This is a genomic window from Citrobacter sp. wls615, assembly GCF_005281355.1.
GTDB lineage: Bacteria > Pseudomonadota > Gammaproteobacteria > Enterobacterales > Enterobacteriaceae > Citrobacter > Citrobacter werkmanii.
On record NZ_SZXM01000048.1, the window covers coordinates 33,601 to 55,326 of the forward strand.

Below are 21,726 nucleotides of genomic sequence, written 5' to 3' on the forward strand. Positions count from 1 at the left end.
CTATGTCTGACGACATTTCTTTGGGTTCGCCTTCGTCAGCAGGCGAACACGGTGTACTACGCTCCATGCAGGAGGTTGCAATGAGTTCCGAGGAAGCCAGCAAGATGCTGCGTACTTACAATATTGCCTGGTGGGGTAATAACTACTATGACGTCAATGAACTGGGTCACATCAGCGTGTGCCCGGATCCGGACGTACCAGAAGCGCGCGTTGACCTTGCTGAGTTGGTGAAAGCCCGTGAAGCGCAGGGCCAGCGTCTGCCTGCATTGTTCTGCTTCCCGCAGATCCTGCAACACCGACTGCGTTCGATTAACGCCGCGTTCAAACGCGCCCGTGAATCCTACGGCTACAACGGTGACTATTTCCTCGTTTACCCGATCAAGGTTAACCAACACCGTCGTGTGATTGAATCACTGATCCACTCCGGCGAACCGCTGGGACTGGAAGCGGGTTCCAAGGCTGAACTGATGGCCGTTCTGGCCCATGCCGGAATGACCCGTAGCGTGATCGTCTGTAACGGCTATAAAGACCGTGAATACATCCGTCTGGCGCTGATTGGCGAGAAGATGGGCCATAAGGTCTATCTGGTTATCGAGAAGATGTCTGAAATCGCCATCGTGCTGGATGAAGCTGAACGCCTGAATGTCGTTCCGCGTCTGGGCGTGCGTGCGCGTCTGGCGTCGCAGGGTTCCGGCAAGTGGCAGTCCTCCGGTGGTGAAAAATCCAAATTCGGCCTGGCGGCAAACCAGGTACTGCAACTGGTAGAAATTCTGCGCGAGCGCGGCCGTCTGGACAGCATTCAACTGCTGCACTTCCACCTCGGCTCGCAGATGGCGAACATTCGCGATATCGCCACCGGTGTGCGTGAGTCGGCCCGTTTCTACGTCGAGCTGCACAAGCTGGGCGTGAATATTCAGTGCTTCGACGTGGGCGGCGGCCTGGGCGTGGACTATGAAGGTACCCGTTCGCAATCCGACTGCTCCGTAAATTACGGCCTGAACGAATACGCCAACAACATTATCTGGGCGATTGGCGACGCTTGTGAAGAACATGGTCTGCCGCACCCGACGGTGATCACTGAATCGGGTCGTGCCGTTACCGCGCACCATACCGTGCTGGTTTCCAATATCATTGGCGTTGAGCGTAGCGAAATTACCGAAGCGACGCCTCCGGCAGACAACGCGCCGCGCTCCCTGCAAAGCATGTGGGAAACCTGGCAAGAGATGCACGAGCCGGGCACGCGCCGTTCGCTGCGTGAATGGCTGCACGACAGCCAGATGGACCTGCACGATATTCACGTTGGCTACTCCTCTGGCACCTTTAGTCTGCAGGAACGCGCGTGGGCGGAGCAGCTCTATCTGAACATGTGCCATAATGTGCAAAAACAACTCGATCCGAGCAACCGCGCGCACCGCCCGATTATCGACGAGCTGCAGGAGCGGATGGCGGATAAGATTTACGTCAACTTCTCACTGTTCCAGTCAATGCCGGATGCGTGGGGGATCGATCAACTGTTCCCGGTGCTGCCGCTGGAAGGGCTGAACCAGGCGCCTGAGCGCCGCGCGGTGCTGCTGGATATTACCTGTGACTCTGATGGCGCTATCGACCATTACGTTGACGGGGATGGTATTGCTACCACTATGCCGATGCCGGAATACGACCCGGAGAACCCGCCGATGCTGGGCTTCTTTATGGTTGGCGCGTATCAGGAGATCCTCGGCAACATGCACAACCTGTTCGGCGATACCGAAGCGGTCGACGTGTTTGTCTTCCCTGATGGCAGCGTGGAAGTGGAATTGTCTGACGAAGGTGATACCGTGGCGGATATGCTGCAGTACGTGCAGTTGGATCCGAAAACGCTGCTGACGCAGTTCCGTGATCAGGTGAAAAACACCGATCTGGACGCCGAGCTGCAACAACAGTTCCTCGAAGAATTTGAAGCGGGTCTGTACGGATACACCTATCTGGAAGACGAGTAAAGCTGTGCGGGTTCGCTTGAATCCGTACAAATTAACGGCGATAATTCGCCAAAACAAGTAGTCACGTAAATCAATCCCTTCCTCGTCGGGCTTAACGACGCGGAGGGGATTTTTTTTCATCGATTTTTAAAGAGGTCAGTACATGAGCACCTTAGGTCATCAATACGACAACTCCCTGGTTTCTAACGCCTTTGGTTTTTTGCGTCTGCCGATGAATTTCATGCCCTACGACAGCGACGCCGATTGGGTGATTACTGGCGTGCCGTTTGATATGGCGACTTCCGGTCGTGCTGGCGGCCGTCATGGTCCGGCGGCGATCCGTCAGGTATCCACTAACCTGGCGTGGGAGCATAACCGCTTCCCGTGGAACTTCGATATGCGCGAGCGCCTGAACGTCGTGGACTGCGGCGATCTGGTTTATGCTTTCGGTGATGCCCGTGAAATGAGTGAGAAACTGCAGGCACACGCAGAGAAACTCCTTTCTGCGGGTAAGCGTATGCTCTCCTTTGGTGGCGACCACTTCGTCACGTTACCGCTGCTGCGCGCGCACGCTAAGCACTTTGGTAAAATGGCGTTGGTACATTTCGATGCCCACACTGATACCTACGCTAACGGTTGCGAATTCGACCACGGCACCATGTTCTATACTGCGCCGAACGAAGGGCTGATCGACCCGAACCACTCGGTGCAGATTGGTATCCGTACCGAGTTCGATAAAGACAATGGTTTCACCGTGCTGGACGCCTGCCAGGTGAACGATCGCAGCGTGGACGACATCATCGCCCAGGTTAAGCAGATCGTCGGCGATATGCCGGTGTACCTGACCTTTGATATCGACTGCCTGGATCCTGCGTTTGCGCCAGGGACCGGCACGCCGGTGATCGGCGGCCTGACCTCCGATCGCGCGATCAAGCTGGTACGGGGTCTGAAGGATCTGAATATCGTGGGTATGGACGTGGTAGAAGTGGCGCCGGCTTACGATCAGTCTGAGATCACCGCACTGGCGGCGGCAACGTTAGCGTTAGAAATGCTGTATATTCAGGCTGCGAAAAAAAGCGAGTAACGGGCTATAAGTAGGGTTAACCAGCCGTTGGGCTGAAAAATCAAAGCCAGGCAATATTCATGCCTGGCTTTTTTACATTTTTCGCGTGGTTAATGCGAAAGAAGGGAGATTAAATATCAGACAAAATCTGAATCTTTAAACTCGACGGTGACTGTGGCGTAGATATTGATGGGTGTATCAGATAGCAGTTGCTTCCAGTTGCCACGCTGAATCATGGCCCCGTTCAGCGTTTTATGCTCAGGTGTTTTTGGCATATCCATACCCGATTTCCCGGTAGCAGAACCCGGCGAAAGCGTCGGTGTTTGACCACTGGTATTGCTGGAAGGCATAACACCATTAGTCTGATCGCTATCTGTAGTGACATGTTTTGGCGTTTTTGGCATATCCATACCCGATTTCCCGGTAGCAGAACCCGGCGAAAGCGTCGGTGTTTGACCACTGGTATTGCTGGAAGGGGTTATACCATTCGTCATATCACCATTCCATTTTCGATGCGCTGGGGTGTTTGGCATATTCATACCCGATTTACCCGTTGCCGACCCTGGAGACAGAACTGGATAGTTGGTATTAGGCACGGCCCATTTTTTCGCCGGAGCGGGCTTGCTGTCAGTTGTTCTTGTAGCGTCAGTCACATCAGCTGTTTTTGTACTATCCGCCGCTTTCGGCTTCGGCACGATATCGCTGGCAGTGGACGGTTTCACCGCCGGAACATCTTCACTGTGTGCTGTTTCAGACGGAGTTGAATCTTTAACCGTCGTGCTGTCGGTTGCTTTTGGCGTTGGCGTCAGAGCATCCGCACTGGGTGGTTTCACCGCCGGAACATCTTCACTGTGTGCTGTTTCAGACGGAGTTGAATCTTTAACCGTCGTGCTGTCGGTTGCTTTTGGCGTTGGCGTCAGAGCATCCGCACTGGGTGGTTTCACCGCCGGAACATCTTCACTGTGTGCTGTTTCAGACGGAGTTGAATTTTTAACCGTCGTGCTGTCGGTTGCTTTTGGCGTTGGCATCAGAGCATCCACACTGGATGGTTTCACCGCCGGAACCGCTTCGCTGCTTGCGGTTTCAGAATGTGTTTTATCTGTTACTGTAGCATCGTTCGCTTTTTTACTGTGTGTGTCAGCTTTATTTCTGGTGGTCGCTGGGCTCTCAACAGCATCGTTGCCTTTTTTCTTCAGACCAGGATCGCCAACGGTGAACGAAATGTTGTTCCCGGCTTCTTTTTCATCGCGGGTGACGACCGACATATTTTCTTTGTCGGTATTCACATTGCCATTAACGGCATTGCTGGTGGTATTATCCACCGCAATGGTTGATTTCTGCGTCTCGTTGTAGTGGATTTCATCAACAGTATCGACATACAGGTTAGCCGTTGGGATGAAACCATCGACGCCAAACCCAAGACCCGCGCCGCCGTATGTGCCATCTTGCTCAATGTGATCCTCCAGATCTTTTACATTGATATTACCCGCAACATCCACCGCGCCTGTTCCATCTCCAGAAACCAGATGAGAACCTTCCATATTCAGGTCGCCACCTGTTTTCACGTTCAATTCGCCAGTGGTGCTGATGCCAGATTGTTTCGCTGTAGTGGCTGAGTCGTAGCTTTCAGAACCACCGCCGCCATTTGCAGCAACCGAAGGCAGAACGCCACCTGCTGTCGAGATCCCTACACCGACCGATGCACCCCAGTTAGCATTGCTGGCCTCTGTGTGGGCAGTATCTTGTACTGAGTTAATGATAAGGTCGCCGCCAACGTTGACGTCGGTTTTATCGGCAGCGATATTGGCACCGGACATGGTCATATCACCACCGGCGTTAATTTTCACATTGGCGCCTTCGATTGAGCTATTGGTATAGCTGGTACTATTACCTGAGCCATTGTCTTTACTGCCATTATAACCAAACGACACACCTGCGCTGGCACTGTTGGTATCCACGCCGGCATCTAAGGTCAAACCGGCCTGATGCGTGGTTGATTCCGTACTGTAAGATGACGTGGCCTGAGCGGCGTTAATATCGACATTGCCACCGGCGTTAATCGCCACATCATCGGCTTTAATATCGACGCCATTCAGCGTGGTATCATTTTTCGAGTTAATTTTTACATTACCAGCATTGATATTGGAGATATTTTCCGATGAAGAGGAACTGGTTGCACTGTTAGTCGTGGTCTTCACGCCGATAGAAACCGAACCACCCGCCAGGTCGTTAAACAATACGTTAGAGACATCGCCCAGTACTTCTGCTGTGGTGGTTCCACCGTTGATATCTTGACCATCCTGTGCTTTTTCAGCCAGGTTGCCGAACTTATCAATAGAGTCGGCAATGGTGCTGTGTGCTTCGCCGGAAATGCCCATAAAGGATTCTTTATGGGATTCCGATGTTTTGGTTTCGTTGAGATACTTGGTGCTGGTCACTTCTTCTGCAGAAATACTGAGATCGTTGCCTGCGCTCAGATCCGCTCCACCGATATCTGCGGTTTTACCTGACTCAATGGAACCGGAATCAGTAAAGTTAATCGCAGCATTGGTGTTGGTCTTCGTTTGAGTGGTTGTAGTATCGGTGGTGGTTTCCATGCCGATCCTGAAGTTCGCGGAATCTCCCATTGCGGCTCGACCAGGACGCCCACCCGATGACTCTGACTCCCCTTGAGAACCGCCGCTGGTGTAATCACCTGAAGTTGTCGAGGTCGAGGTACCATCATTTACACCATACCCAGCTTCGACTGTTTGACCACCACCACTGGCAGATGCTTCAGCAATGAACTGACGTGAAGTCGTGCTCTTTTCTTCCACCGAGACATCTTCGGAGGTCTTTATTGTGACGTTGTTATCTGCTTTGATACTGCCTGTTTCAGCAGTGTAGGTGCCGCCTTCCATAACGACATCGTTGCTGGCTTCGATGGACATATTACCGCCCGCCGACACATTCGAACCAATGGCAGTACCTGTTGCACTTTTGGTGTCGACCGTTTTATAACTGCCTGCACCCGTAATATCACTGTCGATAGTACGGCTAGATTCAACCTGATGAAGGTCGTTGAAGGTGACGTCGCCGTCGGTGGCCTGCAGTGTGATATCGCTACCTGCAGTAATATCCGAAGCGTTAGAAGTGATGGATTTTGCTTTCATGGCGACAGAACCGCCTGCCGTTACGCCATCATCATTAGCATGGATTTGCTGAGAACCATCTTCGTTACGACCTACACTTGCGGTCATCGTGATGTCGCCGTTTTCAGCTGACATGGCAATATCGCCATCAGCTTTAATTGCCGCACCAGAGCTGTTGATATCACCCTCAGTTGTCGTCATGGTGATATCACCGCCAGAGGATATCCCGGAGTCCATGCCATTGCTGACGTTGTTAATATCTCCTTGTGATACCAGCGTCATGTCACCACCGGATTGGATAGAACCATTCATATTGTTGATTGCGTCTGCATCGACATCAACATTATTGCCAGCACTGATTGCTGCTGATCCGCTGGTAACTTCACCCGTTTCAATTTGCTTGAGCGTTTCCGGGCAGAGATAAACAACCGGCACCATCACTTCGACCCCGTTTACGCTCTGGCTGACGTACCAGACAATATCCTGATCCAGATTCGCTTTTTGCTCGTCGGTCAATGGTTGACCCACGACCAGCCCCAGCTCACTGTCTGTTGCCGCAACCCCTGCATTATTCATCAGGTCCTGTACCAGAGCATCACCTTCCAGGCCATCCCTCACGGAGAAGAAGCTGCCTACGGCGCTGCTGACTTCACGACGAATGAGTTCAGAGGTGAAGTAGTTGTCACCGATAACATTGACTGGCGTGGTCGGGTTATATCCTACCTGCTCAAAAAAGTATTCAGAGCCAGTGAATTTACTCTGGTCGAGCATGTCTGGACGTGTTTCAAATATTGGCACAATATTGTTGCTTGGGCCTGAGTATTCGGTTCCATTTTTCTCGGCCTCAGAGGCTTTTTTGAAGTCTGTGGACAGTTCAAACATGCCGGGAATTGAAATTAGGTCTTTGATCGTAGGTAATGGGCTAATTCCCATTTTTAACTCTTCAACGTTCTGGGTATTAACATGAATGTCATATCCAGCGATGACGGTGTCAACGTTATACTCACCAACATCAACGTTAGTAACTTCCGCACCTTGATTTATTACCCCTGCATTTGCAATACCATTATTAATGGTCCCGCCATTTTGGGTGAAATTATGTCCGGCAGTAATTTCACCTTTTTCTAGCGGTACAAAATAAATCATGTCATCTTTCAATGTAGCATCATTGTTGCCACTAATGGTTGCCCAGGTATCCCTGAGAGTATCAAAGCTTTGAGTAGACCAGGTTTCACCGAACACTTTGTTCATAATACTTTTTAGCTGAGTAGAATTATTTGAAGCATCAACTAGTGCATAATAGGAACGCTCTTTCTGTGGGGAATCGCTGCCACTTTTGGACGCAGCTGAACCATTGCCGAAGATGAAATCAAAGTATTGATATAGTGAGTTAAATTCCCATTCTGTACCGTGTTTTCCTTTGATGACCCCCCATGAATAGTCAATGGTGATTGGCGTTGCTAAGGTAATATTCAGATAATCATAAATAGACTCTGAGGTGTATTTAGGCGAGTTGTAGATATTACCCGTAATGGTGATATCATTACCAGCCTGAATTAATCCACCTTCGTTTGTAACATCATGGTCCTCGTAAATGTCTCGCTGATTAATGTTAATATTCCCACCTGCACTGATTTCAGCAAGTTTATCTAATGTGATGTCAGAAACCAAAACTGGAATATGGAATGTTGTCTCAATATCAATTTTTGTGGTTACATGGTCAATGGTGTGATATTCCCCTGAGGCGTCTTGGGTTTGAGTCTGTGTGACATCACCACCTGTATAGGTACTTTCATTTTTGATGGTTTTAGCATCAATGTTAATATCTTTTTCTGCGCGTATAATTCCCGCGTAGTTCCAAATTTCCTGGGCTATGATAGATATATCGCCCATACTGAGAACGTTACCTAGCATATTATTAGTAAACTTACCATTTCGGGCTTCAAGGCTCATATCCCCCATTGACCACAATAACTTGTTTTCGTTATTAATGATATCTCCGGCATTGATATTAAGATTGCCTGCAGTGATAATTGATTCATTATTTGTGAAAGTCTTATTTGCATCAATGCTGAGATCGCCAATGGCTTCTATGTTGGCATTGTTGGTAAACTCACCCTGCGTTGAAATATTAAGAGATTTTCCGGCACGGATATCATTGTTGTAATCATCAAGGTAAATACTGTCGACGACGTCAAGCGCCAGCGTCAGTGCAGACTCAAGAACACCACTGTTATTATCGAGGTGTGTTAGTGCCAGGGTTAATGCACTCTCTGCACTGATCGTACCGCTACTGTTGTTATTTAATGTATCACTAATGATGGCAATGTCGTTACCACCGATCAGTGCACCGTTCGTGTTGTTTGTATTTTTTGCGGTGATTGTTGTCTTATTATTACCAACCAGTACGGAACTATCACTATTATTCAGCATGTCGCTGGCATTGATTGTCAGGTTCGCGTCTGAGGAAACAATTACGGCCTGCTGAGTGTTATTGATTGTGGCAGCATTAATGTTGATGTCGCCACCAGCGACAATGGTTGATACATCCTGACCGCCGTTAGCTGATGGCATTGTGCCGCTGTTATTAAGCGTGTCGGTGTTGATCTCTACTTTACCTTCCTGAGCCTGAATAACGCCTGCTGCCGTGTTGGCGACGATGCCGATGGCGTTGAGGACCGTATTCATTCCGGCTGTGATGACTGCGTGATCGGTGTTAAGTAGCGAGTCAACATCCTGAAGAGTAAGATTCCCCAATGCGATGAGGAGATGATCATTACCCTGGTTAATCAGTGAGCGAAGGTTACTGATAATTAAATCGGTACCAGCTTGTACAATGCCTTCATTTTTAAATAAATTACCGTTCGAAAGGGAGACTTTTCCTTCACTGATAACATAGGCGCTGTTGTTAAATGTGGTGATGTTATCTAACTGAATATCGCCCGCAGAAGAGAGGAGGGATTCTTCGGCGTTAGTTAGGGTTTCTACCTGCTTAATATCAAGCAGCGTATTTGATTGGATTGCAGAGCCCCCGAGGTTATTTAGTGTAGTGATATTTGAAATCTGGGTTGCACCCTCGCTATAAAGGCTGGCGCCACTGCTGTTGGTCAATGTCCCAATATTATCCAGCGCAAGGTGGCCATCAGACATGATCAGGGCACTATTGTTATTGAGAATATCAATATTGGATAGCGAAAGATTATCACTGGCATACAGCGTCCCGCCAGCAGTGTTGCTTAGTGTCCCAATATCAGCCAGATTGATATTTCCTGCCTGAATTGTCGCACTGTCATTGCTCAGCGTTTCGAGGTTTCGTAATGTTAAATCCCCTGTGGCTAAAATAGCGGCATCGCCTGAGTTTGTCAGTGATGTAAGGCCATCAACGGTGACAGAGGCTCCTTGGATCCAACCACCACCATCGTTTTGCAGCGTGCCGCCCGCTTCGGTTTGGATGTTCAGTGCACCTTCTGCGATAATTTCCCCTGCTGCAGAGTTGTTCACCTGCTTGCTGACGGCGAGGGCGATTTCGCCTGCACTACTCAACTGCCCCCCGTTATTACTTAGTTTTGCGGTCTTAATTTGTAACTGTGTTTTGGCATTCATACTGCCAGTGTTGGTGAGTTCAGCATTGCTATCAGATTGTATGATTCCGATATTGCGACCTTCAATTTTGCCACTGTTTTTAACCGACTTTCCTTTCACTGATAAGGTAACGTCTTTTTTATTACTGACAATATTACCGTTGTTGTCGACATTGCCGTCTATGGCTAGTAGTAAAGATGCGTCATCGCCACTGATATTACCACTGTTGTTGAGGTTACCGGCGACAGCGATATTTATGTCACCGCTGCTGGTGCCGATATTACCTTTATTGTTGAGTGCGCTTGCCCGCATGACCAGTTGTTTATCAGCAAACAAGCGACCATTATTTTCAAGGGTCGAAACCGTTAGTGTCTGATTACCTGATGTATAAAGGATGCCATTATTTTTCATTGAGCCAGAAGTAAGGGTGATATCACCACTGGCGTTAATGGAACCACTGTTTTCGAAAACGTCAGTCAGATTGATCTGCAGCGTACCTTTTTTCGCCATGATCACGCCGCTATTATTGCTCATGCTTTTTGCAGTGACTGCGATGTCACCACTATGGCTGACGACTTCTGCATCAGAAACAATGCTGCTGAATGCCGTTTCTTTACCATTGACCAGCACGACAAAATCACCGTTCTTCAGAGTAACTACGCCGCCACTGATGGTATTACCATTAGCATCCAGGGCTTTTAGTGAGCCGGTGAGGGTATATTCTCCTGCTACATTGATTTGAATGGAGGGGACGGAAGTCTTGCTGGTGCTTTCCGTAATTAATGCGGCTGCATTCTGTACCAGAGAGGAGGCGTCAATACGAATAGTCCCTGAATGTGAAAGCAGGTCGTTACTGACCGTCGCTCCCGCCAAGGCATTAATAATGATATTACCTTGCGCTTCAGTACCACCTTTGCCGCTACTGTCTTTATTCAACGTAACATTGTTGCCTGCCAGCATAATGGCCTTATCGCTGTGCAGGGTTGTTAGAGACAGGTCGCCATTAGCGTTAATTTCGATATCATTACTGGCGATAATGCCACCAGCATGGCGAACCCCCGCTCCAGACTCTGTACTGATAAGCTGGATCCTTCCACCATACATTGAACCTAATGTGCTGCCGTCAATTGCTACGGTTGGGGTATTATTATCACCAGTGCTGCGTGCAGTGTAGCTACGTTTCTCCAGGTCATAATCATTTGTGCCCGCGAGGATTTTTATATCTGCAGTTCCGGAGATTTCACCTTGTAGCTGTGCACTCCGGCTGACAACATCGAAATAACTCAGACCGTCAGTAGACACGCCCTGACCGGTAATGGCGATGTTCCCTTTATCAACGGCCAACATATAGTCACCATCATCTTTCATCTGCACCTTACCGGTACTCAACGTCAGACTGTTGGCATTGATTGTTGTTGCACCGTTAACGCTAATTCCGTTTTCATTAGCGACGATAATATCGGCCTTTTTACCAAATACCTCCATTGTCCCATTGATATATGACGCTTGCGCACCAGTAACTTCACTGATAATTGCACTGGCCTCTTGCTGTAATTGGGCATTTTTAATGGCATAACCACCAATTTTGGTGACGCCATCCTGTTTACTGTTGTTAAATACCATACCCTGCTGATCAACATTGAACTGATCGAATTTGTTCAGTGAAATGCCTTTTGCATTTGGGTTGGTTATATTGACCATCGGCGTACCGTTGGCCGTTTGCCCCATTGTCGGACCATTAACTTGTCGGGAGTCGGGGGTTGTTGCTGCCTCCGCGTTCAGTGATAATATTCCTGCCAACGATAAATAGATCGGGCGTAAGTGTTTGTGTAGTGTCTTTGCAGTTATTTTTTGTTTCGACGCGTTTTTGTTTTTCATATATTTCCCTTAATTAGAAACTTGCTTCTAATTTGTAATAAACAACGGTGTTGTCGATAGTGTTTCCATCCATTGAATCTGGTTTTTTGACGGGCCAGCCAGCAGTAACAGATGATGAGAAAAATCTTCCGGAGGCTTTAATCCCGACAGCTGCGCCCATCATGAATTGGCTATTGCAGGTATTAACGCCTGTAGGACAGTTATCTTTGGCAAAACCAAAGTCATAACCTAAATACGGCGTCAGTTGATAAACACTGGCGAAATTAATAGTGAGTGGAAGATTGAGCGTATTTGCTATCCATGCGCCACTATCCACCATAAGTGAATCATCTTTAAAACCACGCACCGTGTATTCATCCCCGAGCGTCATTTTATAGTCACTTACCAGCGTGTCAGGCGTATACTGGAAACCCATATTCAGCTCGTAATTAGCGCCTAATCTACCTGTCTGGAACAACGGACGAGACCAACTGACAATACCGTTGTAGGTAACATAATTGACATCAAATCCGTTCAGGTCTGCGTCATCTTTCCAGGCGGCACCAAACCACGGTGTTCCGACGGCAAATCCCATATCGCCATAAAACCAACCGCCCATTAACGAGCCCACATAGGTCAGGCCGGAGGATAACGCTGTATAACTTTTGGAGCTGACGTCAATCTGTTGACCAACAATACCGTTGTAGTTGTCGCGCTTTTCCAGCTTGACCCAAGCGCTGGTTTTCCCGGTCGCATTACGTGAGAGCATTTTATTAATACGAAATGAGGTACGTTCAGAATGACCGTCGCTGTCATAGCCACCATAGTAGCCGCCAATCATCTTGTCATAGCTGGATTTATAATATGAAAAATCAAATCCCCAGTACCCAAGTGGGATACTATAACTGAGAGAAAGTGAATCCTGATTATCGTCATTATTATTCAGGTTATTCCATGAGTAATAACCATTGAAAATATCATTCAACCCAGCAATATTTTTTAAGGTGGCACTGCCATAGTACTGTTGCCATCCATCAGCTTTGTTTCCTGAGTTATTGATCCCTGTCGACATTGATAACGGAAACTCAGGCTGAGTTAGCAGGTTTAAGTTTGAACTGGCGTTGACGACGGAAGGTTCGACATGAATGGTATCGCGACTGGATACGCGAACCAAATTCTCAATAGCCTGGTCTATATCCTCCATGTTGAGCACTTTGCCCTTGGCAAAAGGGTAGGCGGCAAACAAGCGAGTGCTTTCGCGAAAGCTTGGATCATTGCCATTGACTTTGAAATCGTTAATCTTTCCCCATAATACTCGTAGGGTGAGCTTGCCCTGTTTTATGTTACCAGGCTCTATGCTGACAAGTGTTGTGGCATAACCGCGAGAAATATAAAAATTAGTAAGTTCTTTGACTAAATTAAATATTTCAGATTTTCCTAGTTCTTTACCAGTATAGCTCTCGATTAATGCCTGGCGGATAGGGGAACCCTCAAAGCGATTATCATCAAGGATATTGATTTCTTCTATTTTGAACTTCCATGACGAGTCGTTACCATCCACGATAAACTTTTCATTATTGCGTAATGAACGCTGTTGCTGTAACAGCATTTCAGTACGTTTAGCATCCTCGATTAATACCTGGCTGTTTTGTCTTTCAAGACGATCAAGTTCTTGCTTATTTTGCTGTATCGGTGGTAAATCAATAGCATAAGCCGAGGAGATAAAAGGAATCACAAAGAATAATTTTTTATAATGATTAGTAAGCATGTTGTTCTCTGAAGTATATTATTTGATAGTCATTGTATATTGAACTGCGCCAACGACGCTGCCTGCGCCTAAACCTGATTTCCGATCCACGCTTGCGGGTACATATATCTGTGCGGTATATGTTTTCATTAGTGAAGTCGTTATGTCGTAGGTGAATGTTTTATTTAGCGATAATGCATTCTCGACATAGCCATTTTTCTCAAATAACTTAATAGAGAAATTTTTTGCATAGTCGTCACCTTGTTCTACGCCAATTACGCCGGTTCCGGCCCCGAAAGGAGGAGATATAGTTGAACTAAATGTTAGCGTTACGCTGCTTGCTGTTGGGCACGTCATGGTAATAGTAAATTCTTTTTTCTCGCCTTGTGCTGTTGCGCTATTTTGGAAATCAGCAAGGCTGTATGATCCCAGATCAAGACTGTTGGTCGAAGGGAAAATTGAACAGGAGCGCGTTAAAACCTTTATTGCAGCAGCGAAGTTGATTGTCATGATCCGTAATTTATCACCAATATTATTGGTTGGTATTACGTTCGCTGTAGCTATCTCTCCTGCGGGAATGTAGCTTTCTCCCTGATTTAATGTGCCTGTTTGTACAAATTCAATGAGAACACTACTGCCAGTGATTGAGCATCCGGAACTGCACTGTGTTGATATGCCTGAATTACCTGGGATCCAATTGCCAGATGTTCCAGTTACTGGCCATTTAATACGAATCCCGATGCCCTGAATTTCTGTTGCATAAACTTTATCAATAGATGTTGCCAGATATTCACGACTAAACTCTGAATGCCAGTTAGTTTGAATACCCTGGTCACAGGTATATTTCAGATCGGGCATGCTGTAACTCTTTGACCATAATACTGTGCCTGCACTTCCCTTATCTGCAGGGTTTAAAGTAATATTGTCAGGAATAGTTAAAATTGACTCTGCAGTATTGAGCTTGCAGGAAGTTGCATTGACTACAGGGCTTATCAATAATGTAATAAAGCTGATGGATAAAATTAGCTGGATTATTTTCCTCATTTCATTTCCCCTGGATTAAGACATGGAATGATCAAAGCATTGATTTCACCCTTGGATTCTTCTGGTTGATCTGCTGCGGTGAATTGATAGTTCACGGTGCACTGTTTATTCTGTTTGTTTTTCTTCCATTTAATTGTAAAGGTATTATCGCCCTCATCTAATACAACCATCGCCAGACCACCTTGCCCAACCATGCCGATATTCTTCATATCTTTGTCATTAATAGATGCTCCGAATGGTATGGATTCAGTGGTGCTGCTTTTAAAATAAACCAATGTTTGTTTGTTGCGCTGTGTTTGCATTTTTATCAACACAGCAGCACCTGCACGAGGGACTATTTTACGGTGTGCATCTTCAATATCGACGCTCATTGCCGTACCTTTTGGATCAAGATAGACATCGTTATATTTGTAAGGGGATAGATAACTAACAATTCCGTAACCGTTTTTCTTAATAACTGCTCTGGAATCTGGGTAGACGTGTGAGCCTTCTGCACCTTTTGCTTCAATAATACCGATAGTGTCGCTTAATGACGGTGTAAAGTTAATTCCGCCCTGATGCACAACCAGGCCACCGCTCATATTTATTCCACCCATGAATGAATCTCGTGATTGACTATACGTCATACCCGTTGTTGCACTCTCACCTGTCCAGGAGAGGTTCATACCAAAATTAGTCTCAGGACGATTGGATTGACTGAAATAGCCGCCAAAACCGAATTGTGAATATTCTCCTGCTGAACCGTTCAGAGCCGTGCGGAAGTTCGCCTCATCGCTGTTGTAGCTAAAGTTGGCCGTCAGGCGGGCTTTTTTCTCGTAACTGCGCCCGAAGGGAATGGAGACGTTAAGATAAAGAGTGTCCTCGTGACCGCCTTCGTCATTATTGGTTCGACCATACGAGATACCCCAACTGGTACTGCCAATCTGGTTGTTATAACCCAAAGTGAAGTTGGAACGATCGTTTTGGGAGCGCTCGCTGTTCCAGACGTTGCCCACAAAACCACTGATATAAAAACTTCCCCACCCGTCAGGGAGGACCTGATTAATATTAGCTTCTACTCTTTCACGAAAACGTTCTGGATAATCGTCTTGTTGTCCTGTTTCAATGGCTTTTTTAAGACTGACTGCATCAGCCAGAGAGTAGTAGTTTTGACTGGAATAGCGGTAGCCAATGAGGCTGAAATTCGTGCCAGTCTCAGCCAGATTTCTGGAGAGGCTGACGCGCAGGCTCATATTGCAGAACTGACCACAATTTTCTGCCTTTGGCATATTGTCAAAATGGGTGAATGAACGAGTGACGTCCAACCCAAGTGCACCTATGGGGGTGTTCACGGCAAAACCGCCCATCAGTGCAGCATAGTCGCCATCAAAGGCATTTTGCCCCCCAATATAGCCGGTAAGATTGTTCATGATGCCGTACTGAAATGTCCCTTCCAGCAGTGTAGGGTCGTCTCTCAGGTCGGAATTGCGAATTTCGCCACCCGCGAGTGAATAGCGCGAATACCCTTCGCGAAGCAACTGCGGTACACTGGAGTAGGGAACGGTGAACGAAGTTTGCTTACCATTGGTCTCTTTTACCGTGACTTCCAGATCGCCGTTATAACCTGTTGCATAGAGGTCACTGATGGCGAACTCACCTGGCGGAACGACCTGTTCATAGATGACATTGCCAGACTGCTTAATCGTGACGGTGGCATTGCTGTTTGCCATACCACGAACGATGGGGGCATAACTGCGAACAGAATCAGGCAACATGCGGTCGTCTGTCGCCAAACGAATACCGCGAATTCCAGTGGTATCAAAAAAATCCCCCGTGGTACTGAGATCGCCAAGGGTGATTTGAGACTGTAAAGGCGCGATCCCCCGCTCAGCGTAGGCTTGAATATGCTGGAAATCATCCGCTTGACCGTTGTTACCTGAATGAGCACTGTCATACGTGGTAAAACGCCATGATCCTAAACTTAAAGACGTCAACAGGTTGCCATAACCGTAATTGGTATTTTCTTGTTGTGGTTCGCGGTAATGCGTACTGGATGCGCTCAAAGAATAAGCGGCCATTAATGCGGGAACACCGTCGTCCCACAATTCTGGACTGATGTAACCTACGGGTGTATTGAGGAGCATGGCCTGCGGGATGGTGACGTCAAGTTGTTCATCTTCCTGGTTATAGCTGACCGTCGCACCGGGGATTAATTCAGGAAGAATCAGACAAGATTGTGTCTGCCAGTTTTTGGGAAGCTTATCTGTATCGACGTCAAATCGAATGATCATTTCTGGCGTCATACAGGCGTTTACGCCTTGGGCATTTTTAGCGGCAATGAAACGAACAGGCCAGGTGTCGATTTTTTTTAGATTGTTATAGACTTCAAGTCTATATTCTCCGGGAATGATTTTTTCTACGCCATCAAATTGTGACAGATCGGTGCCATTATCGTAGAAATGCATGAACCCCTGAGAAAAAGAGATATTCTTTTTCTCATTGGCAGCATAAATATCCGAGGTATAGAGAAGCAGGCTTGCGCACTGCAAAATGACCAGCCGTTTAAGTCGGCGACTGTCCTTGACAATCATTATTTAACCATCCTGGTTTTGAACTATATTAGAACGTATATGTTTTTTTTATGTATGCGCCGAGATCAGTTATGTAGTTATATTTAAAAAAACCATTACCACTAATAGAAACTACTTGTGGAAAATGATAGGTCAGGGTGCTGTAGGGAAGGATCATTTTTCCGTCAATTTCTATGTCTCTACCTTGACCATCTGTCAGCCATACATTGGTCATGCTGACATGGTAGGGGGAGTTATTTGTACCGATGACATCATAACCTTTTGCTACTTTTCTTAATTCCCAGTGCAATTTATCCGCAGCTTCTTGAGGATTACCTTTGAGATTGGCTGGTCGATAAAAGAATTTAATCATTGTCCGAAAAGCCATCTTTAACTGGTTTTTACTGACCTCTTCCTGTTCGTCAGGGGGAATATCGAGTACGTTCAGCCATAACAGTGACTCCCTGTCTTGCGGATATTTACTCACAGCCTCTTTAGTTTGAAAAATACGGAATATTTTTCCCTTTTGCGCATTGATTCGTGAGGCGGGAGGATTAATGAAGAAAGGTAATGTCTCTTTCTCCATACCGTCGGTTTTATCCGTGCTGGAAAGCCAAACCTGGACGAGTTCTGGTGTTTTTCCCAAGTTATTAATTCGAACGGTTTGCTCTTTTTCCGCTGCGTTAAATGCGACACGGGTTGTCATTATTTGTATCGTGGCGTCAGCGCTGCTTAGCCAGGAAAAGATACATAAAGGAATAATTTTCAACAAGTTATTGCGCATCTTTTTAACCCTAAAGCAGAGATGACGGGATGGCGATCCCGTCATATTTATTATTGATATTTAATGGAGTACACAACTTCTGAGTTAACAACACCTGCAGTTGACGCACCACCTGTTGCGACATATTGTGCCCAGTAATCAAAACGGGCCGTATTTCCTGAGATCGTTGCAGTTTTTGCGGAATTATTCGCAGTTGTCAGGTTCAGAATTGATTTATCGGAATCCAGCAGACCGACTTGTACTTTATCTGCGCCACCGCTTTCTTTTGCGGTACTGTTTTTCAGGTTACCCGTAGTTGTGTCAAGGTATGTGCTTTGTGCCAGTTCAAAATAAACGCTTGCAACTTTACCATCTGTACAGTTGGCGCCGCTGAGCGTAATATGAAATGGTGTATCTCCCGCGCGCATTCCGTCAGTATCCAGCGCAGTGACACTGACAGACGGTAATGTTACGGTAAAATCAGGAGTAGTTGATTCTCCAGATGTGGCATCACCACCGGTAATTTCACAGGTTGCATCGCTAATCTTACCTGTAAAAGTAATGGTTCCATCCTCTGCCGCAGCAACATTGCCAGCGCTGATCAAGACAGCCAGCAGTGAGGCTTTGCAAATATTGTTCATGGTAATTATTCCTTTCCTTGCTGTTCTAAAGTGTCCGTGTGTAACTAAATATTACAATCACAATAGACATTATATAAAAGGAAAGGGTATTTAGGATATTAATTTATGCTAAATGAGGTTTTAGTTTTTCTTTAAATATATGTATTAGATATTTTATTTGAATTTGAAATGTTCATTCACTAGGTATTTTTGTGATGTATTTTATTATTATTGTGGCTGTTTTTTTTGAAAATTGGTACTTGGTGAATGAAATATTGAGGGTATCCTTATCTGCCGGATGATATTAGCTCATCCGGCTTTGATACTGTGGTTACTTAATTCCATCCGCGCTCATGCGATCGCGAATATGCTGCGCACGTTCTGCGGATGCCGGGTGATCGTCAAACATGGAGCTTTGACGTCCGGCTTCCAGTTTTGCCAGTTTCTCAAAGCTGGTTGCCAGACCTGACGGATTGATCCCGCGTTTGCGCAACAAATCATACGAGTAATCATCCGCTTCGGATTCCTGACGCTGGGAGAACTGCGAGTTCACCAGTTTCTCGCCAAGATCGCCCAATTGCGACTGCGACAGGCTGCCGACAATGCCGCCAGCGGAGGCCGCCGCTGCACGCACGGCGTTCGTGCCCAGCGCAACCTGCATGCCTTTTTTCACGTGACCCAACGCGACGTGGCCCATTTCGTGGCCGATCACCGCTTCGACTTCGTTATCCGTCATCATATCCATCAGGCCGCTGTATACCCGGATACAGCCGTTCGCCATGGCAAAGGCATTCACGTCTTTCGCCATATAGACTTTGTAGTTCACCGGCTGGCCGTTAATGTTATCGCCAAGCGCGGAGGCAATTTTGCCAAGACGCGTTGCATACTCGCTGCCAGCCGGGGCGATGGTAGCTTTGCTGTCCATATCCTTACAGGCCTGATCGCTCAGCGCTTTCACCTGAGCATCGCTCAGGCTGTAGGCCTGAAAAGCCTCTGCGCCAGAGGAAAGCAGTCCGTTTGAGTCCATGTTCTGGCAGCCGGTCAATGCCGTCGCCATGCTCGTAGCAAGCAGTAAAGCGCGAATTTTCATTTTTTCTCTTCCGCACAAAGTCAGGATTATTCTAAAAAATGCGTCGTTTGCAGGTAAACCGACGCTCGGCATAAGTATAAAGAAAAGAACAATAAGCGGGCGAGAAGATTGCGCAACATGCGTGCATGATCCAGAGATTTCTGAAGCGGTAAAAGGATGCTCCATGTACATGACACGCGGCTTGGGTTACATTGTTGGCACTTTTTTCCGGCGTAGCCCAAAACGCGCTGTCGTCAAGTCGTTTAGGGCGTGGCCTTCATTATCCGATCTGGAGTCAAAATGTCCTCACGTAAAGAGCTTGCCAATGCTATTCGTGCGCTGAGCATGGACGCAGTACAGAAAGCCAAATCCGGTCACCCGGGTGCCCCGATGGGTATGGCTGACATTGCCGAAGTCCTGTGGCGTGATTTCCTGAACCACAACCCGACTAACCCGTCCTGGGCTGACCGTGACCGCTTCGTGCTGTCTAACGGCCACGGCTCCATGCTGATTTATAGCCTGCTGCACCTCACCGGTTATGACCTGCCGATGTCCGAGCTGCAGAACTTCCGTCAGTTGCATTCCAAAACCCCGGGTCACCCGGAAGTGGGTTACACTGCGGGTGTTGAAACCACGACCGGTCCTCTGGGTCAGGGTATTGCGAACGCAGTCGGTATGGCTATCGCTGAAAAAACGCTGGCGGCGCAGTTTAACCGCCCAGGTCACGACATCGTTGACCACTTCACCTACGCTTTCATGGGCGACGGCTGCATGATGGAAGGTATCTCTCACGAGGTATGTTCTCTGGCCGGTACGCTGAAGCTGGGCAAACTGGTTGCGTTCTACGATGACAACGGCATCTCTATCGATGGTCACGTTGAAGGCTGGTTCACCGATGACACCGCTAAGCGTTTCGAAGCTTACGGCTGGCACGTGGTTCGTGGCGTTGATGGTCACGATGCTGACGCCATTAAACGCGCAGTTGAAGAAGCGCGCGCAGTGACCGACAAACCGTCTCTGCTGATGTGCAAAACTATTATCGGTTTCGGTTCTCCGAACAAAGCGGGTACTCACGACTCTCACGGTGCGCCGTTGGGCGATGCTGAAATCGCACTGACCCGTGAACAGCTGGGCTGGAAATACGCGCCGTTCGAAATCCCGTCTGAAATCTATGCTCAGTGGGATGCGAAAGAAGCAGGCCAGGCAAAAGAAGCTGCGTGGAACGAGAAGTTCGCTGCATATGCGAAAGCCTTCCCGCAGGAAGCGGCTGAGTTCACCCGTCGTATGAAAGGTGACATGCCGGCTGATTTCGACGCGAAAGCGAACGAGTTCATTGCTAAGCTGCAGGCGAACCCATCCAAGATCGCCAGCCGTAAAGCGTCTCAGAACGCGATTGAAGCATTCGGTCCTCTGCTGCCGGAATTCCTTGGCGGCTCTGCTGACCTGGCACCTTCTAACCTGACTCTGTGGTCTGGTTCTAAAGCGATCAACGAAGATACCGCTGGTAACTACATCCATTACGGTGTGCGTGAATTCGGTATGACCGCTATCGCTAACGGTATCTCCCTGCACGGTGGTTTCCTGCCGTACACCTCTACCTTCCTGATGTTCGTAGAATATGCCCGTAACGCGGTGCGTATGGCTGCGCTGATGAAACAGCGTCAGGTGATGGTCTACACCCACGACTCCATCGGTCTGGGCGAAGACGGCCCGACTCACCAGCCGGTAGAGCAGGTGGCTTCTTTGCGCGTGACGCCGAACATGAGCACATGGCGTCCGTGTGACCAGGTTGAATCCGCCGTGGCGTGGAAATACGGTGTTGAGCGTCAGGACGGCCCGACCGCCCTGATCCTCTCCCGTCAGAACCTGGCACAGCAGGAACGTACCGAAGAGCAGCTGGCGAACATCGCTCGCGGCGGCTACGTGCTGAAAGATTGCGCTGGTCAGCCAGAACTGATCTTCATCGCGACTGGTTCTGAAGTTGAGCTGGCTGTGGCTGCGTGGGACAAACTGACTGCTGAAGGCGTGAAGGCGCGCGTGGTTTCCATGCCGTCCACCGACGCATTCGACAAGCAGGATGCCGCTTACCGTGAGTCCGTACTGCCGAAAGCTGTCTCTGCACGTGTTGCCGTGGAAGCGGGTATCGCTGACTACTGGTTCAAATACGTGGGTCTGAACGGCGCTATCGTTGGTATGACTACCTTCGGTGAATCTGCTCCGGCAGAGCTGCTGTTCGAAGAGTTCGGCTTCACCGTCGACAACGTTGTCGCGAAAGCAAAAGAACTGCTGTAATTACGGTTACAGATGAAAACGGGTCGCTTAGGCGGCCCGTTTTTTTAGCAA

General features: G+C 47.9%; 10 protein-coding genes. 3 read left to right on the top strand and 7 right to left on the bottom strand.

The window, feature by feature from the left end; genetic code table 11:
* Positions 1–2 precede the first annotated feature (2 nt).
* The gene (speA, locus tag FDX04_RS14065) at positions 3–1,979 is read left to right on the top strand and encodes a biosynthetic arginine decarboxylase (RefSeq protein WP_072014782.1); all 1,977 of its coding nucleotides are present in this window, start codon (positions 3–5) and stop codon (positions 1,977–1,979) included.
* A gap of 142 nt (positions 1,980–2,121) precedes the next feature.
* On the top strand, positions 2,122–3,042 hold the full coding sequence (speB, locus tag FDX04_RS14070; RefSeq protein WP_137360726.1) for an agmatinase: 921 nt from the start codon (positions 2,122–2,124) through the stop codon (positions 3,040–3,042).
* A gap of 116 nt (positions 3,043–3,158) precedes the next feature.
* On the opposite strand, the gene FDX04_RS14075 is transcribed toward speB, so the two are convergent.
* From FDX04_RS14075 to FDX04_RS14105, 7 genes are all read right to left on the bottom strand, one after another.
* Positions 3,159–11,612, bottom strand: a complete 8,454-nt coding sequence (locus FDX04_RS14075) for a hemagglutinin repeat-containing protein (RefSeq protein WP_137371092.1) — start codon at positions 11,610–11,612, stop codon at positions 3,159–3,161.
* Between the two features lie 13 nt (positions 11,613–11,625).
* The gene (locus FDX04_RS14080; RefSeq protein ID WP_137360724.1) at positions 11,626–13,359 is read right to left on the bottom strand and encodes a ShlB/FhaC/HecB family hemolysin secretion/activation protein; all 1,734 of its coding nucleotides are present in this window, start codon (positions 13,357–13,359) and stop codon (positions 11,626–11,628) included.
* Between the two features lie 18 nt (positions 13,360–13,377).
* Positions 13,378–14,382, bottom strand: a complete 1,005-nt coding sequence (locus FDX04_RS14085; RefSeq protein ID WP_137371093.1) for a fimbrial protein — start codon at positions 14,380–14,382, stop codon at positions 13,378–13,380.
* Positions 14,379–16,952 (bottom strand): fimbria/pilus outer membrane usher protein, encoded by a 2,574-nt coding sequence (locus FDX04_RS14090; RefSeq protein WP_137360722.1) that lies wholly within the window; start codon positions 16,950–16,952, stop codon positions 14,379–14,381. Before FDX04_RS14090 ends, FDX04_RS14085 begins: the two co-directional genes overlap by 4 nt.
* A 28-nt stretch (positions 16,953–16,980) precedes the next feature.
* Positions 16,981–17,637: a molecular chaperone gene (locus FDX04_RS14095; protein ID WP_249935539.1), complete on the bottom strand. Its 657-nt coding sequence runs from the start codon at positions 17,635–17,637 to the stop codon at positions 16,981–16,983.
* Between the two features lie 128 nt (positions 17,638–17,765).
* Complete coding sequence (locus FDX04_RS14100; protein WP_137360720.1) at positions 17,766–18,335, bottom strand: fimbrial protein; 570 nt, start codon at positions 18,333–18,335, stop codon at positions 17,766–17,768.
* 310 nt (positions 18,336–18,645) lie between these two features.
* On the bottom strand, positions 18,646–19,404 hold the full coding sequence (locus FDX04_RS14105) for a M48 family metallopeptidase (protein ID WP_137360719.1): 759 nt from the start codon (positions 19,402–19,404) through the stop codon (positions 18,646–18,648).
* Between the two features lie 279 nt (positions 19,405–19,683).
* On the opposite strand from FDX04_RS14105, the gene tkt reads away from it, so the two are divergent.
* The gene (gene tkt / locus FDX04_RS14115) at positions 19,684–21,675 is read left to right on the top strand and encodes a transketolase (protein WP_137360718.1); all 1,992 of its coding nucleotides are present in this window, start codon (positions 19,684–19,686) and stop codon (positions 21,673–21,675) included.
* Positions 21,676–21,726: the final 51 nt, after the last annotated feature.

Bases quoted from the DNA above. Each gene is read 5' to 3' on its own strand.
- speA (WP_072014782.1), top strand. From the start codon at position 3: ATGTCTGACGACATTTCTTTGGGTTCGCCTTCGTCAGCAGGCGAACAC.
- speB (WP_137360726.1), top strand. From the start codon at position 2,122: ATGAGCACCTTAGGTCATCAATACGACAACTCCCTGGTTTCTAACGCC.
- FDX04_RS14075 (WP_137371092.1), bottom strand. From the start codon at position 11,612: ATGAAAAACAAAAACGCGTCGAAACAAAAAATAACTGCAAAGACACTA.
- FDX04_RS14080 (WP_137360724.1), bottom strand. From the start codon at position 13,359: ATGCTTACTAATCATTATAAAAAATTATTCTTTGTGATTCCTTTTATC.
- FDX04_RS14085 (WP_137371093.1), bottom strand. From the start codon at position 14,382: ATGAGGAAAATAATCCAGCTAATTTTATCCATCAGCTTTATTACATTA.
- FDX04_RS14090 (WP_137360722.1), bottom strand. From the start codon at position 16,952: ATGATTGTCAAGGACAGTCGCCGACTTAAACGGCTGGTCATTTTGCAG.
- FDX04_RS14095 (WP_249935539.1), bottom strand. From the start codon at position 17,637: ATGACAACCCGTGTCGCATTTAACGCAGCGGAAAAAGAGCAAACCGTT.
- FDX04_RS14100 (WP_137360720.1), bottom strand. From the start codon at position 18,335: ATGAACAATATTTGCAAAGCCTCACTGCTGGCTGTCTTGATCAGCGCT.
- FDX04_RS14105 (WP_137360719.1), bottom strand. From the start codon at position 19,404: ATGAAAATTCGCGCTTTACTGCTTGCTACGAGCATGGCGACGGCATTG.
- tkt (WP_137360718.1), top strand. From the start codon at position 19,684: ATGTCCTCACGTAAAGAGCTTGCCAATGCTATTCGTGCGCTGAGCATG.